The organism is Pseudoalteromonas sp. SR43-7 (genome assembly GCF_014163785.1).
GTDB classification, from domain to species: Bacteria; Pseudomonadota; Gammaproteobacteria; order Enterobacterales; family Alteromonadaceae; genus Pseudoalteromonas; species Pseudoalteromonas distincta.
Genome location: NZ_JACJDY010000001.1, coordinates 108,366 through 126,158 on the forward strand (window position 1 = coordinate 108,366; position 17,793 = coordinate 126,158).

Annotated in this window: 15 protein-coding genes; 6 read left to right on the forward strand and 9 right to left on the reverse strand. The window is 39.0% G+C overall.

The features are described from left to right. Window positions 1-36: 36 nt before the first annotated feature. Window positions 37-1,554 (reverse strand): S10 family peptidase, encoded by a 1,518-nt coding sequence (locus H5087_RS00505; RefSeq protein WP_182670814.1) that lies wholly within the window; start codon window positions 1,552-1,554, stop codon window positions 37-39. A 364-nt stretch (window positions 1,555-1,918) separates the two neighbouring features. Here H5087_RS00505 and H5087_RS00510 point away from each other — a divergent pair, with 364 nt between their 5' ends. The 4 genes from H5087_RS00510 to mrcB all read left to right on the forward strand — a co-directional run bounded on the left by H5087_RS00510 (window position 1,919) and on the right by mrcB (window position 7,424). After that, window positions 1,919-3,142, forward strand: coding sequence for a diguanylate cyclase domain-containing protein (locus tag H5087_RS00510; RefSeq protein ID WP_182670815.1), 1,224 nt, complete (start codon window positions 1,919-1,921; stop codon window positions 3,140-3,142). A gap of 211 nt (window positions 3,143-3,353) precedes the next feature. Further along, complete coding sequence (locus tag H5087_RS00515; protein WP_004587162.1) at window positions 3,354-3,692, forward strand: P-II family nitrogen regulator; 339 nt, start codon at window positions 3,354-3,356, stop codon at window positions 3,690-3,692. Window positions 3,693-3,701: 9 nt separating this feature from the next. Next, window positions 3,702-4,931 carry an ammonium transporter gene (locus H5087_RS00520; RefSeq protein ID WP_182670816.1) on the forward strand — a complete coding sequence of 410 codons (1,230 nt, stop codon included), beginning with the start codon at window positions 3,702-3,704 and terminating at the stop codon, window positions 4,929-4,931. A gap of 150 nt (window positions 4,932-5,081) precedes the next feature. Continuing rightward, window positions 5,082-7,424 carry a penicillin-binding protein 1B gene (mrcB, locus tag H5087_RS00525; RefSeq protein ID WP_039486782.1) on the forward strand — a complete coding sequence of 781 codons (2,343 nt, stop codon included), beginning with the start codon at window positions 5,082-5,084 and terminating at the stop codon, window positions 7,422-7,424. Between the two features lie 65 nt (window positions 7,425-7,489). Here mrcB and H5087_RS00530 read toward each other — a convergent pair whose 3' ends face one another. The 5 genes from H5087_RS00530 to H5087_RS00550 all read right to left on the reverse strand — a co-directional run bounded on the left by H5087_RS00530 (window position 7,490) and on the right by H5087_RS00550 (window position 14,088). Beyond that, entirely contained in the window at window positions 7,490-9,331 is a 1,842-nt protein-coding gene (locus H5087_RS00530) for a methyl-accepting chemotaxis protein (RefSeq protein WP_182670817.1), read from the reverse strand. 179 nt (window positions 9,332-9,510) lie between these two features. Next, complete coding sequence (gene hemL, locus H5087_RS00535; protein WP_182670818.1) at window positions 9,511-10,791, reverse strand: glutamate-1-semialdehyde 2,1-aminomutase; 1,281 nt, start codon at window positions 10,789-10,791, stop codon at window positions 9,511-9,513. A 33-nt stretch (window positions 10,792-10,824) separates the two neighbouring features. Continuing rightward, a complete protein-coding gene (locus H5087_RS00540) occupies window positions 10,825-11,841 on the reverse strand; it encodes an aspartate carbamoyltransferase (RefSeq protein ID WP_002958914.1) in 1,017 nt (338 codons plus the stop codon). 114 nt (window positions 11,842-11,955) lie between these two features. Next, the gene (locus H5087_RS00545; RefSeq protein WP_002958913.1) at window positions 11,956-12,390 is read right to left on the reverse strand and encodes a CopD family protein; all 435 of its coding nucleotides are present in this window, start codon (window positions 12,388-12,390) and stop codon (window positions 11,956-11,958) included. A gap of 15 nt (window positions 12,391-12,405) precedes the next feature. Continuing rightward, window positions 12,406-14,088 carry a chloride channel protein gene (locus H5087_RS00550; protein ID WP_002958912.1) on the reverse strand — a complete coding sequence of 561 codons (1,683 nt, stop codon included), beginning with the start codon at window positions 14,086-14,088 and terminating at the stop codon, window positions 12,406-12,408. A 321-nt stretch (window positions 14,089-14,409) separates the two neighbouring features. Between H5087_RS00550 and erpA the strand changes: the two genes are divergently transcribed. Continuing rightward, a complete protein-coding gene (gene erpA, locus H5087_RS00555) occupies window positions 14,410-14,748 on the forward strand; it encodes an iron-sulfur cluster insertion protein ErpA (RefSeq protein WP_002958911.1) in 339 nt (112 codons plus the stop codon). A gap of 49 nt (window positions 14,749-14,797) precedes the next feature. Here erpA and H5087_RS00560 read toward each other — a convergent pair whose 3' ends face one another. Then, the gene (locus tag H5087_RS00560) at window positions 14,798-14,986 is read right to left on the reverse strand and encodes a hypothetical protein (protein ID WP_024596569.1); all 189 of its coding nucleotides are present in this window, start codon (window positions 14,984-14,986) and stop codon (window positions 14,798-14,800) included. 446 nt (window positions 14,987-15,432) lie between these two features. Between H5087_RS00560 and H5087_RS00565 the strand changes: the two genes are divergently transcribed. Next, complete coding sequence (locus tag H5087_RS00565; protein ID WP_002958908.1) at window positions 15,433-15,672, forward strand: helix-turn-helix domain-containing protein; 240 nt, start codon at window positions 15,433-15,435, stop codon at window positions 15,670-15,672. Window positions 15,673-15,742: 70 nt separating this feature from the next. Here the strand turns inward: H5087_RS00565 and H5087_RS00570 are convergent, their stop codons facing one another. Together H5087_RS00570 and H5087_RS00575 are read right to left on the reverse strand one after the other, a co-directional pair. Further along, window positions 15,743-17,122: an AmpG family muropeptide MFS transporter gene (locus tag H5087_RS00570; RefSeq protein WP_182670819.1), complete on the reverse strand. Its 1,380-nt coding sequence runs from the start codon at window positions 17,120-17,122 to the stop codon at window positions 15,743-15,745. Between the two features lie 49 nt (window positions 17,123-17,171). Beyond that, window positions 17,172-17,792 (reverse strand): peptidylprolyl isomerase, encoded by a 621-nt coding sequence (locus H5087_RS00575; protein WP_002958906.1) that lies wholly within the window; start codon window positions 17,790-17,792, stop codon window positions 17,172-17,174. Between the last annotated feature and the right edge of the window lies 1 nt (window position 17,793).

The window sequence follows — 17,793 nt, forward strand, 5'->3', positions numbered from 1 at the left end:
ATGGCTCTTAAAGAGCCATTTTTTGTTTTAGGTATATTAGTATTTAGCCGCTTGCCCTTTTTTGGGTAAAGCGTGCTGTATAAAGTCACGTAAATCGTTATTAGAGCTTTCTAAATCAGCGTGGCGAAGGTACATCATGTGTCCGCTTCTGTAGCCTTTAAAGCTCAAACGGTCTTTCATTTTACCGCTTGGGTCTAATTGCCATAACGTATATTTAGCGTCAAAGTAATTGGTTGCGCCATCAAAGTATCCTGATTGGATCATCACGTTTAAGTAAGGGTTTTGCGCCATTGCTAAACGTAGATTTTCGCCTGTATTATTACCGGTTCTATCCCATGGATGGACATTACCAAATAAGTTATATTTTACATCAGTTTTATAGTTTAACTCTTCACGTAAGTAGTGATTAATTGCAGGAGTGAAAGAGTGTAACCAAGAGGTAAGTTCAGCCCAGTAGTCTGGGGACTCACCTGCGTCGCGTTTATCTATTCCTAAATAACGAGAATCTAAGCGACCCACAGTTTGACCACGTTCACGTAGTAGCTCTTTCCAGAAAAACTGAGTTGGAATATCTAAGTTATTTTGCTCAACAAATTTTTCTGATAAGCCAGCGTAGTGCGCCATTTTTGTAATTATGCGTCGCTTTTCATCAGCATTAATAAAGCCACCCTTAGCAAGCGCAGGGATTAACTCGTTTACAGTAAATTCTTCAACTTCAGGTAATAACTCATCAAGATCTTTAACTTGTAAATCGGCGTTAAGTGCTTTGTGATACCAAGCAGTCGCTGCAAAGTAAGGTAGGCGGTTAGCGGCTTTAATCGGACCGTCGCGCTTAATACCAATATCGGTAGGTGATACGAGAACAACACCGTTTATGTACATCCACTGACTGTTTTGAAGCTCATGAGCGAGTCCAGACACACGTGTTGTACCGTAGCTTTCACCAATTAAAAATTTAGGCGAGCGCCAGCGCTGGGCTCTATTTACAAAAGTATTTAACCACTCAGCAAGGTATTTAATATCGGCATTAACACCAAAAAATAGCTCTTTTTGTTTTGCTTTAGAAGGCAGTTCGCCTTTTTCGTTTTCAAGTACGCGTGAGTAGCCAGTATTTACCGGGTTTACGTAAACAATATCGGCAATATCAAGTACAGAATATGGATTGTCTTTTACGCCATAAGGTTGAATTGGATAGCCTTCGTCATCAATTTTTAATACGCGAGGGCCAGTATAAGCAAGATGCATCCATACAGAAGCCGAACCCGGCCCGCCATTAAATGAAATAAGTAATGGGCGAGTTGTTCTGTCGTCAACTTTGTCGCGTGTGTAGTAGGTGTATTGTAGTGTAGCAACCGCGTCACCTTTATCATCCCATACAGGTTGTGTGCCTGTAGCTACGGTATAACTAAAACGCTGGCCATTAATTTTAGCCTTATGTTGGGTAACTACTTTGCTGTCTACATCAATACGACGTTGGTTATCGGCAAGCGTGCTTGTACTAATTATTAATGCAATAACGGTTATCGGTAAACTGATAATACGACTAAGCTTCATTAGGTGTCCTTATTATTGTTGATACATCATTAAAGATAAAAATGAGTTAAATAACAAAAGTATTGAGACTAGTGGCCGATAATACTGGTTAAGTAAGGTATTAATATATTGAAAGACGCGTATTAATCGCTTTTATAGTTATTTTGGATTTACTTTCTTTATTTAGTTAATTGCAAAATTCAGGTATATTGCGGCCTACTTGTATTGATTTTTTATACAGGCTATCACCAAAAAAATCTAACGGATTACGCTTTCAAGCACATAAGTGCACTCTACACCGGATGTTTATGACTAATGCTATTGCAGTAATTGCGTGGTATTTGTCGTTTTGTGGTAAAACTAATTAAAGGTAAAGAGAAGCTTTATGCAAAGAGTATTAGTGGTTGAAGACAGTAAAGTAGTGCAGCAGGTACTTCGCCACTTAACTGCACAATACCTTGATGTGGCAATCGATTTTGCTTGGTCTTTAGCTGAATGTGCCACTTACGTAGAAAAATACGACTACACGCTTGCGTTAGTTGATTTAACCTTGCCAGATGCTCCTCACGGTGAAGTCGCAAAATATACTTTATCTAAAAAGATTCCTACGGTTGTTTTAACCTCAAAAATAGATGAGTACAAGCGCCAACAAATGCTTGAATTAGGTGTAGTTGATTATGTTATTAAAGATAATCGCGACTCTTACCATTACGCCGTTAAACTCGTTGCGCAATTGCTAAGAAACCAAGGTTGTAAAGCATTAGTAGCAGATGATTCATTACTGAGCCGCTCGTTAATGAAGCAAATGCTTGAAAAGCAATTGTTTGATGTGACAGATGCCCACGATGGACAACAAGCACTCGAAATATTAAAAGCTAATCCTGATATAAAGCTACTTATGACCGACTACGCTATGCCTTCTATGGATGGCTTTGAACTTGTAAAAGCGGTACGTAACTTTAGAGGCCGAGACGACTTAGCAATTATTGGCTTGTCGGGCGCGGGGAAACATGGCCTATCAGCGCGATTTATTAAATATGGCGCCAATGACTTTTTAACAAAGCCATTTATGAATGAGGAGTTTCATTGTCGAGTACTTCAAACAATGGAGCAACTATCGTTAATTTCAGATATTAAAGAAAGCGCGCATAGGGATCATTTAACAGGGCTTCATAATCGACGCTATTTTTATCAATATGCAGAAAAGCTCCTTAAAAGTAAAAACCAGAAAAATACTCTCGCATTGTTAGATATCGATTTTTTCAAAAATATTAACGATACATTAGGCCATGAGGGTGGCGATCAGGCTTTAAAGCAGGTTGGTTCATTAATCCGTACTACGTTTTCAAAGTTTACAGTTGCACGGGTTGGTGGAGAAGAGTTTGCCATAATATTACCTGAGATAGAGCTTGAACGTGGTCGTGAATACCTTGAAGCATTTAGAAAAAAGCTGGCTAGTTACGATTTTTCTATCAGCGATAAATCAATTAAAATTACTACAAGTATAGGCTTGGCAGACTTTCAAGACACTAGCTTGACGCAGGCAATGCGTGTTGCTGACAAAGCATTATACGAAGCTAAAAACCAAGGTAGAAACTGCGTGGTATAGCTCTGTTATATAAAGCTAAGCATGCAATTAATATATTGCACGCACCAATGTAGATAACTTGTTAAATTAACGCACCTAATTGGTGCGTTTTTTTTGTTATTTAGTTTCTGTTTTTCACTAACTTATTGTTTTAAAAAATATAAAAATAGTGGCACAAAGGTTGGATTGTTTAACCCAACAGGATAACAATAAAGAGTCCGAGGGGGCCGCTATGAAAATGATTAGTGCAATCATAAAACCATTTAAATTAGACGACGTGCGTGAAGCACTCGCTGATTTAGGAATTGAGGGGATGACAGTAGTTGATGTTAAAGGTTTTGGACGTCAACGAGGTCATACTGAGTTATATCGTGGTGCAGAATACCAAGTAGATTTTATTCCTAAGATCAAACTTGAAATTGCAACTCGTACTGAAAATTGTCAACGCGTTGTTGAAGCAATTACTAAAATTGCATCAACAGGTAAAATCGGTGACGGGAAAATTTTCGTGTACGACTTAGATCAAATTGTTCGTATCCGTACTGGCGAACTTGACGAAGAAGCAATTTAAGGGGGTCTCATGGAAAATACAATAATAGAACTAAAGTTTTCACTCGATACCTTCTATTTTTTAATATCAGGTATATTAGTAATGTGGATGGCAGCAGGTTTTGCCATGTTAGAAGCGGGCTTAGTTCGTTCTAAAAACACAGCTGAAATTTTAACTAAAAATGTCGCGCTGTATTCAATTGCATGTACGATGTTTTTATTAGTTGGCTACAACATTATGTATGTAGACAATGCCGAAGGTGGTTTTATTCCTTCAATAGGCGCTTTAATTGGCACACAAGCTGCTGATGCTGACCATTCTTTAGAATCTGATTTTTTCTTCCAAGTAGTATTTGTTGCAACGGCTATGTCGATTGTATCGGGTGCAGTTGCTGAGCGTATGAAGCTATGGGCTTTCCTTGGCTTTGCTGTAGTACTAACTGGTTTTATTTACCCTATTGAAGGTTACTGGACATGGGGTGGTGGTTTCTTATCTGAAATGGGCTTTGTAGATTTTGCAGGTTCTGCAATTGTACATGGCGCAGGTGCAGCTGCTGCACTAGCGGGTGTGTTAATCCTAGGTGCTCGTAAAGGAAAATATGGTAAAAACGGTGAAATATACCCAATTCCAGGTTCAAACTTACCACTTGCTACACTAGGTACATTTATTTTATGGATGGGTTGGTTTGGCTTTAACGGTGGTTCTCAATTACTACTTTCGGATAAAGAAAACGCAACAGCGGTAGGTCAAATATTACTTAATACTAATGCAGCTGCTGCAATGGGTGCTATTGCTGCACTGTTTGTATGTAAGATACTTTGGGGCAAATCAGATTTAACCATGGTATTAAACGGTGCATTAGCAGGTTTAGTTGTAATTACTGCTGACCCACTTTCACCTTCTCCATTAATGGCATGTTTACTAGGTTTACTTGGTGGCTCATTAGTTGTGTTTAGCATTATAGCACTTGATAAAGTTAAGATTGACGATCCAGTAGGTGCTATCTCTGTACACGGTGTGTGTGGTGCATTAGGTATTATGTTAGTACCGCTAACCAATGGTGATGCAAGCTTTGTTAATCAGTTAATTGGCCTACTTTGTATTCTTGCCTTTGTATTTGTAGCATCATTTATTGTTTGGACTGTGCTTAACAAAACAATGGGTATACGAGTAACTGAAGAGGAAGAACTAAACGGTATGGATCAACACGATTGTGGTATTGAAGCCTACCCAGAGTTTGTTTCTGTTCGAAATAGCTAATAGTTTATTTAAATAATAGTGTGTTTACACAAAGCCCTACTTCGGTAGGGCTTTTTTTGTTTCAGGGGGGGTTAACTTTTCGGATGTTAGGATATGCCCAATATGCTAAGCTCACACTCGTGAATAACCCTTGGAACAAATTACACTTAAATGGCCGACAATAAAAAAACACCTACCAGCAAGCCTGCAGCTAAACGTGCTAGTAAATCGTCAAGCACGACAAAAAAAAGCACATCAAAGGGCAGTAAAAAAACAGTGAAGCCCACTGTAAAACGCTCTTTTATGAGAAAAACATGGTCAGTGTTTTGGAAATTCAGCTTGGCTGTTTTTATTGCAATGGCAATGTATTTCATTTATTTAGATTCAAAAACTACACGTATATTTGAAGGTAATAAATGGCAACTTCCAGCGCAAGTGTATGCTCGTTCCATGGAGTTTTATCCGGGGCAATTTTTATCAAGCCAAGAAGTTGTGTTTGAATTAGAGCGTTTACATTATTCATCTGTTAATAGATTAAGCAGAACAGGGCAGTTTGTTAAAACAGCAGATAGCATCAAGATTTATCGCCGTGATTTTGAATTTTATGATGGCCTTGAAGAATCACATATTATTGAACTTCGTTTTGCAGGGCAAAAAGTTGCGACCATTAAAGATAAGTTCGGCAGACGTTTAAACTCTGCTCGCCTAGAACCTGTGCAAATAGCGCGAATTGGCAACGACTCTAAACAAGATAGAGAATTTGTACCGCTAGATAAGTTCCCAGCCATGCTTAAAGATACGCTACTGGTAGTTGAAGACCGTGATTTTTATGATCACCATGGTGTGTCGGTGTTTTCTATTTTACGTGCGCTTTATTCAAATATTAAAGCGGGACGCACCGTTCAAGGTGGCAGTACGCTTACTCAGCAATTAGCTAAAAATATATACCTCACGCGTGAGCGTTCTTTAGTACGAAAAATAAATGAGGCCTTTATTGCCCTTATTTTAGATTATCGCTATTCAAAAGATCAGATATTAGAAGCTTACTTAAATGAGGTATACCTAGGGCAGTCATACAACCAAGGTATCCATGGTATGGGGCTTGCTTCTGACTTTTACTTTTCAAAGCCTGTAGACGAGCTTGAGTACGATCAAATTGCTCTGCTGGTGGCAATGGTTAAAGGCCCGTCTTATTACAACCCACGTCGTTATAAAGAGCGCACAATGGAGCGCAGGGACTTAGTGCTACGTCTAATGGTCGAAAATAAGTTACTTAGCACAAAAGAGTACCGTGCATCGCTTAATCGCCCAATTGATATTGCGCCAATGAAAGCCAGTTTACAAAAATCATACCCAGGCTATTTAGAGCTAGTAAACAGAGAGTTAAATGAATTATTACCTGATCAGCAAACACTTGATGCAGGCGTAAGAGTATTTACTTATTTTGACTTGCAAAAGCAAACAGCAATGGAAGAGTCGATTGAAAAGAGTTTACCGTACTTGGAAAATCGCCCTAGAACTGAAAAACTAGAAGCAGCCATGATCTCTGTTAATGTAGAAAAAGGCGGTGTTTCTGCACTTATTGCTGGTCGCGATGTTCGCTATTCAGGATTTAACCGTGTTTTAGACACAAAACGTAATATAGGCTCGCTTGTAAAACCTGCCGTGTATTTAACCGCACTGCAATTGCCACATTATAATTTAGCTACTTTGCTTGATGACTCGCCAGTACAGGTCACAAATGAGCAAGGTAAAGTATGGCAACCAGAAAATTTTGACCACCAATACCGTGGTGCAATCCCTCTTTATAAAGCATTTAGTAACAGTATAAATATCCCAGCGGTTAATTTAGGCCTCGATGTAGGTGTTGATAAAGTAGTAAATACATTGAAAGGTTTAGGCGCAACAGGAGCGATAGACGAATACCCATCGCTGCTTCTAGGGGCTGTTGAAATGTCGAGTTTTGAAGTGGCTCAGCTTTATACAACAATTGCTGCAGATGGCGAATATAAAAAGCTCACTGCAATTTCGGCATTAACTGACTCGGTTGGTAAAGTACTTTATAAGCATAAAGTAAATGCAGAGCCTCGTTTTGATAAATCTGCAATGTACATGACCAAATACGCGATGAAACGCGTAACGAAAGATGGCACTGCTAAACGCTTAAATTTACACTTTCCGTCAATCCAGCTCGCTGGTAAAACAGGGACCAGTAACGATTTACGTGATAGTTGGTTTGCAGGCTTTGATCAAAATACAGTGACTGTTGCGTGGCTTGGTCGAGATGATAACAAAAGCACTGGTTTAACAGGTAGCGTAGGCGCATTAGAAGCGTATATTCGTTACTTAAAGCCGCTTAACCCACAAGCAATAGCTGATACTCGTCCACCATCAATTCGTTGGGCATTTGTAAATGAACAAACGGGTAAGCAGGCACCACCAGGATGTGGCAAGGTGATTCAGCTACCGCTTAGAGCGAGTGAGTTCGAGCCAAGACCACAATGTATTCGTTAATTTAAGATTACTTTAAACAACAAAGCCGCTTATTTAGCGGCTTTGTTGTAAGTTGTAGTTAACGCTTAAGATTTAAAAAACTGCATTGATTTGGTTAAATCATTAGATAAGCGACTTAATTGCTGTGCATCTTGTAGCGTTGATTGAGCCGATGTCAGCGTTTGATCTGCTAAATTACTCACTTCTTGCGAATCATTTAATGCTTGTGTTGTTGCATTTGATTGCTGTTTAACACGCTCTGCAATTACTTCACCTTGATGTTTAATATCGCCCATACTTTGCTCTGCACTTTGCAATACTTCATTGGTTTGATTGGCTGCTTTTACTGATTGCTCCATTTTTTCAACACTTGAGCGCATTTTTTGCTGAGTGTCGTCAGATGCTTGCTGTAAAGAGCTAATAATTTGATGTATTTCTTGGGTTTGTGTTTGTGTACGCTGAGCAAGTGTTCTTACCTCATCAGCTACAACGGCAAATCCACGGCCATGCTCGCCGGCTCGCGCGGCTTCAATAGCGGCATTAAGTGCAAGCAAGTTTGTTTGATCGGCTATTTCACTAATCCCTTTACTTACTTTGCTAATTTCTTGGCTATCTTGTGCTAGTTTATCGAGCGCTTGTTGGCTCTCTGCAAATTCAATTTGGAGGTCTTGCATATATTTAGCAAGCTCCATTGTATTATCTGAACCTTGTTTCACATGAGCTGCAGCATCTTGCGCGGTAAGCGTAGCTTGATGCGCAGACTCTTCAACTGCAAGTGCGTTTTGAGCCATATCGCTTAGTGCATTATAAATAGCATTGACTCGAATTTGCTGTTTTGAAACATCATTGCTTGTTTCGCTACTCGCATGTGATAGCGATTTAGTTGCATCGCATAGCTCTTCTGTACTTGCTTTAACATCAAATAATAAATGTGAAAATGCATTAAGTAATGCATTGTAGCGCGATGCAATAATTCCCATTTCATCATTAGTGCTCGAATCGATAGTGGCATTTAAGTCGCCATTCGCGGCTCTATTCGCGGCATCAGCAAAGCGATTAATGGTATCAACAACTGCAAAATAAAAACCAATCATCAAATAAAATGCAAATAGCAAACTGATCAATGAAGCAGCTAAAACAAGATTTCGTGTCCACTGTTGAGTTTGCAGTTTTGCCTCTATAAGGCTCTCAAGTGTTGGAATGCTCTTACTAACAAGTTGATTAATACTACTATGAACGTTGTTTGTTAGCTTAGTGAACTCTGCTTGAGTTAATAGAATATCGTCTGGCTCAAGTAGTTTTTCATCTATCGCTTTTTTAAATGCTCCCACAGCACTGTGTAAATTAGTTAAAGGAGGCATGAGCGCTTTGTTTACTGCTTTATCTGCATTGGTGGCTACATTGAGTATTTTATCGAGTTGTTTTTCGTATAAAGGAAGTGACTTACTAAAATTTGAAAGTGCTATAAACGTATCGGGCGTAAAACGATTACTAGCTAAAACAGTATTAGCGCTTTGCGCTGTTGAGTTTATTTGCATTATAAGTGCAGGAATTGGCGTGACTAAAGAGCGGTTTACATAAGCGCTTGCTAATTGACTGTCTAAGGCTAGATTTGATTGAATAGAAACAAGTTCAAGTACTTCATTTGCTTGAGTGTCTTTTATGTCAAAGCCGAGTGAGCGAGCTATTTTTATATTTTGATTCGTATCTCCCTGCATTTGATTTGAAAGTATAGATCTGTAGCCTTTTAAGCCTTGTTGCTGCATTTTTGAAACAGCAATACTTTCACTTAATAACGAGACTAAAAAAAACAAACTAAGTGCTAGAGGAACGAGTAAAATTCCAAACATTAAGCTGATTTTAGTTTTGTATTTTAAGTTTGCCATTAGCTGGATAGCGGGAAAAGAAAATTGGCGTAATCCTGACATAAGGCTCTCTTGTATTTTTTGTATTAGGGTAAAGGTGAATAGACCTTGTTACGCTTAATTATCATTCATTTATAGTACATTACAAATAAAAAAAGCCCTTTCGGGCTTTTTTCAATCTTTAGTCTTAATTACATATTTAAAAACAAGTGGTTACAAATGTATAAATAGTAATTTTTAGCTTAAAGTTTAGCAAACGAGCGTTCCGCTGCCGCTATTGTGTTTTTTACTTCTTGCTCAGTATGCGCAGCACATACAAAACCAGCCTCAAATGCTGATGGGGCAAGGTAAACGCCTTCTTCAAGCATAAGGTGGAAAAAACGTTTGAAGCGCTCTAGGTCACACTCAGTTGCTTGCTTGTAGGTTGTTACTTTTTCAGCATCAGTAAAAAAGAATCCATACATGCCGCCCGCATAGTTAGTTGTTAGCGCAACACCGGCTTTTTTAGCACCAGCTTCAAAGCCTTCACAAATTGCTTTTGAAATAGCTTCTAACTTATCGTGAAGGCTAGGCTCACTTAATAGCTCAAGTGATTTTAAACCTGCAGCCATTGCAATAGGGTTACCAGAAAGAGTACCTGCTTGGTAAACTGGTCCTACAGGCGCAATGTAATCCATTATTTCAGTTTTACCACCAAACGCGCCAACTGGCATGCCGCCGCCAATTACTTTACCTAAACACGTAAGATCTGGTTTAATGTTGTAATAAGCTTGTGCACCGCCAAGTGCAACACGAAAGCCTGTCATTACTTCATCAAAAATAAGTACTGATTTATATTCGTCACACACATCACGCAAACCTTCTAAAAAGCCGGGCACTGGTGGAATACAGTTCATGTTACCGGCTACTGGCTCTACAATAATACAGGCAATTTCGTCTGCGTATTTTGCAAAAATAGCTTTTACTTCATCTAGGTTATTAAACGAAACTGTAAGTGTATGCTTAGCAAAGTCTTCAGGAATACCTGGAGAATTAGGCACACCCATTGTTAGCGCACCAGAGCCTGCCTTAACTAATAACGAGTCAGCGTGACCGTGGTAACAACCTTCAAATTTTAATATTTTATCGCGACCGGTAAAGCCACGTGCTAAACGAATTGCACTCATTGTTGCTTCAGTTCCTGAGCTAACCATGCGTACTTTTTCGATTGATGGAACTAGCTCTTTTACTTTTTCAGCCATTAATATTTCGGCTTCAGTTGGTGCGCCATAGCTAAGGCCATTTTCTACAGCTTCGTGTACAGCTTGTTTAATTGCAGGGTGATTATGGCCCATGATCATAGGCCCCCAAGAGCCAACATAATCAATGTAACGATTACCGTCGGCATCAAATGTAAACGCGCCTTCTGCTTTTGTAATGAATAGTGGCGTACCGCCTACACCATTAAAAGCACGAACTGGTGAGTTTACGCCACCAGGAATAGAAGCTTGGGCGCGTTCAAATAAGTCTTGGCTAATTGTCATGAAAAATCCTATAAATTGTCACTTAAAAGGGGGTTAGCTGTCGCGTTTGCGGCTAAACCAAGGTACGTCTACTTCATACTTATCGACTTTGTTTTCTACGCCGAGTGTTAAAGCAAACAGTGCCATACGAATTAATACGCCGTTTTGTACCTGGCGAAATATTGCTAAATTGTCGTTACTGTTTAAGTCGTTATCAAGCTCGTTGGCTTCTAAGCGACTGTCACGTGGAAGAGGATGCATTAATACAGAGTTAGGCTTACAGTGAGCGCTGTAAATAGATTGGCTAATCCTAAAGCCGCCACGGTATTTATTTGCTTCTTCTTGCGATGGAAAACGCTCTTCTTGAATACGTGTTTGGTAAACAATATCGGCTGCTAAATTACCTTCCATCTTATTTACTAGCTCAATTTTATGGCCAGCATTTTCTACTGCATCTAAAATGCTTGTTGGCATTTGTAAGCCATCAGGCGCGACCATCGAAAACTTTACGTTTTTATAATGGCACAATAGTTTAGATAAAGAATGCACTGTGCGGCCATACTTTAAATCGCCCACAAGCGCTATATGCATACCATCAATATTTTGACCAAAACGATGTAATTCGCGCTCAATGGTTAATAAGTCAAGCAATGCTTGAGTAGGGTGCTCATTTGGGCCGTCGCCGCCATTAATAACCGGCACAGTACAGCCATCAGCAAATTCACTTACTGAGCCTGCATCAGGATGGCGCATAGCAACAGCGTCAGCATAAGCTGAAATAACGCGGGCGGTATCGTAAAGAGACTCACCCTTAGCAAGGGCTGAACTTTGCATACCTGTAGTTTCACGTACGCCACCGCCAAGTAAGTTAAAGGCGGTGCCAAAGCTAACTCGTGTACGAGTGCTTGGTTCAAAAAACAAATTAGCTAAAATAGCGCCTTCTAGCACCGTAGTTTGCTTTTGCTTTTTAGCATAAGGCTCCATTTTTTTTGCTACTGCAAAAATACGTTCAATGCAGTCTCTGTCTAGCTGATTTACAGACAGTATATGCTCACCTTGGAAACTTAACATGGGGTTATTCCTAATCAATCAAATGGGCGCGATAATCCATAAATGGAGCACGCAATCGCGCGTGTTAAAGCAAGTATTGTAAATTGCAGCGAAGTTTAACATGCGCCGCAAAGCTTATAAATTAGGTTTTATTACCGCAAGCGCCACTATGATGAGCAACGCAATAACTGGGAGCTCATTAAAAATACGGTAAAAGCGGTCTGTCTTAGTGTTGCGGTCATGTTTAAAGTCATTTAATAACTTAAAACAGTAGCCGTGGTATATATATAATATGATCACAAGCACTAGCTTATAGTGCAACCACATACTGTATCTAAACCAATCACGACCATATTCAACAATGGTCAATACACCAAATACAGCGGTTAATACAGCAAATGGGGTAACGAAATAAAGTAGTCTGCGCTCCATAACTTTTAACATAGAGTTGCATGATCTTTCCTCGCTCATAGCGTGATATACAAATAATCGAGGCAAGTAAAAAATACCGGCAAACCACGCAATCATAAAAAATATGTGGAGTGTTTTATAAATCAATAATGCGCTCATAATAGTCCTTATTGTTTAAAGTAAGCTGTTACGAATGGTTAAAATATGATGAATTTGATCCCAGCGTAATAGCCCCATAATTTGTTGATTATCTAAAAGGTTATAAACGTAAAGCGCGCCACTTCTTTTATCTTTTAGGATATCGAAAGCATCGGCTAGGGTGGCCTGACTACTGATGCCCTGCAAGCTAATATAATTTATATTTATTGTTTCATTAGACATTAGCGTTAAATCGTATTCAGCGAGACGATAGCCATTTTCTTCGTCAAAAACAATTAACGGAGTTTGGCTATCCATGGCATCTAATGTGCTTTTTATTTGCACTTTGTCGTCAGAATAAAGCAATTTAAAGTCTTCATCCATATCATCCATTATCCCCACTTTTTGTAATGCTTCGGTAGCGGGAGATACATGGTACGGTAATCCCTGAAAATCTAGTTGCTGCAAAAATATGGAGCGATTTCCAAAAAACTGTAATGCTGTTACATAGGCCGTGGTGATCACAAGCATAGCTGGAACAATTATTTCAGGTGACGATGTAAGCTCCATGACCGTTGTTAAAGCAGCTAGTGGCGCATGCAACGTGGCGGCCATTAATCCGGCCATACCTAACACGCCATAAGTACCCGCTATATCAGTGCCAGGACTAATAAACTGAGCAAAAAAGGCCATTAGAGTACCAATTAATACGCCAAGTCCAATTACCGGACCAATTAAACCACCTGGTATACCCAAACCGATAGCAAACAATGTAGCAAGTAGTTTAGCGATTAAAATAGTTGTGAGTAGCTTTACGTCATCAGGAGATTCAACCGCGATAGTTATTGCGCTCATACCAGAGCCCATAGCATGAGGTACTGCGTAAGCTATTAAGCTGGCAATGCATCCTGCAATTAATAAACGAGGGAACATACTTAAAGGTTTAAATGTTTTAATAATTAGCATTAAGTTTTGATTAAAACTAAATGCAATAGCACCCAGCGCCATGCCGCATAATATTAAATAAGGGTAATGCCAACCACTCAATGGCGCTATGGTAATGAGTGCAAGCTCTGAACCTTCACCAAAAACAAACTGTGTTGCCAGTGCGCCAGTAACAGCGGCAAGCATGATAGGTACAAATATATGTACTTTATATTCACGAAGTACCACTTCCATTACAAAAATAACGGCTGCAAGTGGAGTATTAAACGACGCGGCTATACCTGCCGCTACTCCACAACCACTTAGAGTGCGCATGGCATTATGCGGTAAATGCAGCTTATCTGCCAAAATACTCGCCCCAGTTGCGCCCATATGCACGGAAGGCCCTTCTCGGCCAACTGAAAAACCGCTAATGAGAGCAAGTGCGCCACCAACAAATTGATTAACAGTATTGTATAAAGGCATTTGCCCGTAGTGACGTTTAATTCTGTGTATAACAAAGGGGATACCCAAGCGGTAATGTTTAAACCCAGTAAAGGCAGCAAACGTGGCTATTAGTAATGCAGCAACTAAAGGCATTAGTACACGTTCAAGTGTTGGTAGGGTAGTAAAGTCGTCAGGTGTTTCTAAAAATAAGCTTTGGAAAAACAGAATGGTTAAGCGAAATAAAATAATAAAAAATGCAGCAATTAATCCGGCAACTACGCCTAATAAGCATAATTGTACAGATGTTTTAGGTTTTGCCAGCCGACGCCTGAGTTGCTCAAGCCACATGCATAATTCCTCGCTGTATTTTTCAGCAGCATTTTAGCAAAAGAGTTTAGCTAAGTCCTTGTGATTTTGAAATTTTCGTAACTTATATTAACAATTTGCAGTGAAGATTAAGACCTATTGCCTATAACTAAAATATTTAATGAGTTTATAGCGTATAAAGGTCGCTTTTAGTTTGCTTAAGTATTATTTTAGCTAGTTAATGTTTGGCCACTTTTTTACTAATTTATAGATATAACTTAGAGGAAAGAGTTGTTTTACTATACTTGATTAAAACACTCGGGTATTAGATAATCACGCCATTGCGATATTGAGGGTTTTAAAATGTCTGAAGAATTACCAATCAAGTTCAGCGATGCAGCTGCTGTTCGTGTTAAACAGTTAATCGACGAAGAAGAAAACCCAGACTTAAAACTGCGTGTTTATGTAACAGGCGGTGGTTGTTCTGGTTTTCAATATGGTTTTACTTTTGATGAAAAAGCGAATCCTGGCGATTTAGAAATTGTAAAAAATGGTGTAACACTCGTTATTGATCCAATGAGCATTCAATATTTGGTTGATGGTGAGGTTGATTACACTGAAGGATTAGAAGGCGCACGCTTTTTTGTATCTAATCCAAATGCAACAACAACTTGTGGTTGTGGTGCAAGCTTTAGCGTTTAACAGCTAAACGCTAAATAGAATAAAGCCGCTTTTGCGGCTTTTTTAATGCCTACAAATCGGTTGGTGCGTATTCGGTAATTTGCATTATCAATACAAAAAAGCCGAGCACAAAGGCTGAAAACGCTAAAATATACATAAAGCCTTTTTTACCTTGTTTAATTGGTACGCCGTTGTGGCGCAAAAAAAAGTACCAACCTAAACACAACACGATAGGTAATAAAAAAAGAAGTCTGAACATTACTTGGCCTTTTTAGTGCAAATTATTGCTTAATAATAAACGTGTAACATTAAAAAGGAACAAATATGTTATAAATATTTTTAAGCTGTTTTATGAAGGTAATATTATTTTTTTAATATTTTCTGATAACTTAGGTCAAATATTCAGTGTTTATAAATGTTCGTTCAGGTTGATTTTGTACCGAGTATGTAATTAATTATTTAACCAAAGTGTTAATAGTATATAATGTATCCAAGAATGAGACGGGCAAAATTTCATTCTCAATAAAAACAAATCTTTACCATATTATTAGCGTAGTTTTTAGCTGTGTTGGTGGAGTGAGTAGCAACACATGCTTTATTAAGCAATAGCTTGCTATTGAAAGTATGACTGCTTACCTGCCTACGGCTATTGATGGAAACTACTGCTTTAATAGGTACGTCAAATCATCTAGTAGGAGATGTAAAATGATGGGCAAAACAGTTTCTTCTGAAGAAAATGCAAAGCTAACAAAGTGGCTTAAAACTAAGCGCCATGAAAAGGGTCATACAATGCGAAGCCTAGCACAAGTGCTTGGAACGCCTCATTCGTTTATCGGCAAGATTGAAAATCAAGAACGCCGCTTAGATGTAATTGAGTTTGTTCGCTATTGTACAGCTCTAGAAGTTGATCCACATGAAGCACTTAGCTTGCTAAAAGTAGATTAACTCAATAATTGCTTAGTACACTTTAAGGGGCACTTGATAGTGCTAAGCAATATGTTAATGCAGGGATGCATTAAATATTTTTGTGGTAATTCTTCTCAAGCTCATACAACTTATGCCTAATCAGATATAAAAATATCAACGAGGGTAAAACCATTAAGGCTGTTAAAATAAAGAACAGCGACCAATTTCCCATTAACCAATCATCAATTACTACACCACTGTAGCTTGAAAGCAATGTTCGTCCTAAATTCCCTAATGACGCCAGTAATGCATAGTGCGTTGCACTAAATGCTCTATCGCATAACATCGATATAAAGGCCACCATAGCGACCAACGACCACGCTTGCGTAAAGCCATCAATAACAATAGCAAAGGCATACAGCCTTAGGTCAGGGCCAACTAAAGCAATCCACGAGAAGGCTAAGTTTGAAGCAGCCATTGCAATACCACTTACAAATAAACCCTTAACAATGCCATATTTTTGATTAAATAAACTGCCAACAAAGGTAAATATGATTGTAAGTACCGCTGTACCTACCTTCGAAAATGTAGCTATATCGCTATTACTAAAACCAATTTCTTTATAAAACACAATCGACATGCGCCCTAAAAACGCTTCGCCTATTTTAAATAAGAAAATAAACGCAAGTAATGCTAGTGCTGTTTTAACGCCATTTTTAGTAAAAAAAGCTCTAAAGGGATCAATAACGGTTACCGCAAGCCACGCAACAGTTTTTGTTAAAGGAGTTTGTTTTGTAGAGGACAGTTTTTCAAGGTACACACGCTCAAGCTCAGCATGTACTGCTTCGCGGTTAGTTTCGGGCTCTTTTGCAAACACTGCTCCACTCATTAACAGCAGCATTACTGCAGCTAAAAAGTAATAAATTTGTGGCCAGTCGAGTGAGGGGATATCGGCCATGTAAAATGGAATGGCGCCTAAAAGTGCATAACCTGTCCACCAACCCGAAGTTGCCATGGCGGCTGCAGCGGTTGCTTTGTGCGATTCGCTTTCGCTTAGGGTGTCTATTCTAAAGGCATCAATAGCAATGTCTTGAGTAGCCGAAGCAATGGCGATTAATAAACAAATCGCAGCAACAATTGCTAAATTAGCTTTTAAATCAAGCCCTGCTAATAGCAAGGTGCCAATAAAAATAAAACTTTGGCAAAATAGTATCCAACTGCGACGTTGGCCTAGCCATTTATATAAAATAGGAAGTTTTGTACGGTCAATGAGTGGCGACCACAAAAAGTTTATGCTGTAAGCGCCAAATACAATGCCAAATAGGCCTATCATACTGCGACTTAGCCCTTCATCTTTTAGCCAAGCAGACATAACAGAGCCAATTAAAACCCACGGAAAACCGCTACTCATACCAAATATGAAAATGTGGATTAAGCGTTTGTCTTTAAAGTAAGAAAAATATTCGCTAATAGAGAGAGATTTGCTCATAGGGCCTTCATTGGCTTTGATGCAGAGCAGCTAAGCTGCTCTTAAAAAATTATAGTGGGACTTGTTCAAGTACTTTAATGTTTAAGATGACAACAGGTTTCTTAGGTACGAAATCGTAGCCAATTTTTTCATTAAAACCGGTTTCAACAGTCATAATTTTATCAAGCGTGTCGTAACCATCCATTACGCTACCAAATACAGCAAAGCCCCAATCTTTCCCTGGATTTAAGTGATCGTTATTATCCATATTAAAAAAGAATTGGCGAGTTCCTGAGTGCGGTTGTCTATCTTGATATGCCATAGCAATGCTATACATATCGTTTTTTAAACCGTTACCGCTTTCATTAAAAATAGGGTCATTTTCATGTAGGCCATCATAGTCTTTATCGTAACCGCCACCTTGAATAACAAAGTCGCGATCATTTTCTACATCGCGCTCAATACGGTGAAAAACGCTGCCTTGATAACTTTTGTCTGACACGTAAGTTAAAAAATTATTGACTGTGATGGGCGCTTTAGAGCGATCCAGCTCAACCACGATGCTACCCATTGACGTTACAATTTCTACGCGTGGAAAAATGTTGTCCTTTTGCACAAAGCGGCCTTCTTGGGCTGCTAAGCTACTTACACTAAAGAATAGGCCTAAGCAGATTAAAAAAAGTCGTTTCATA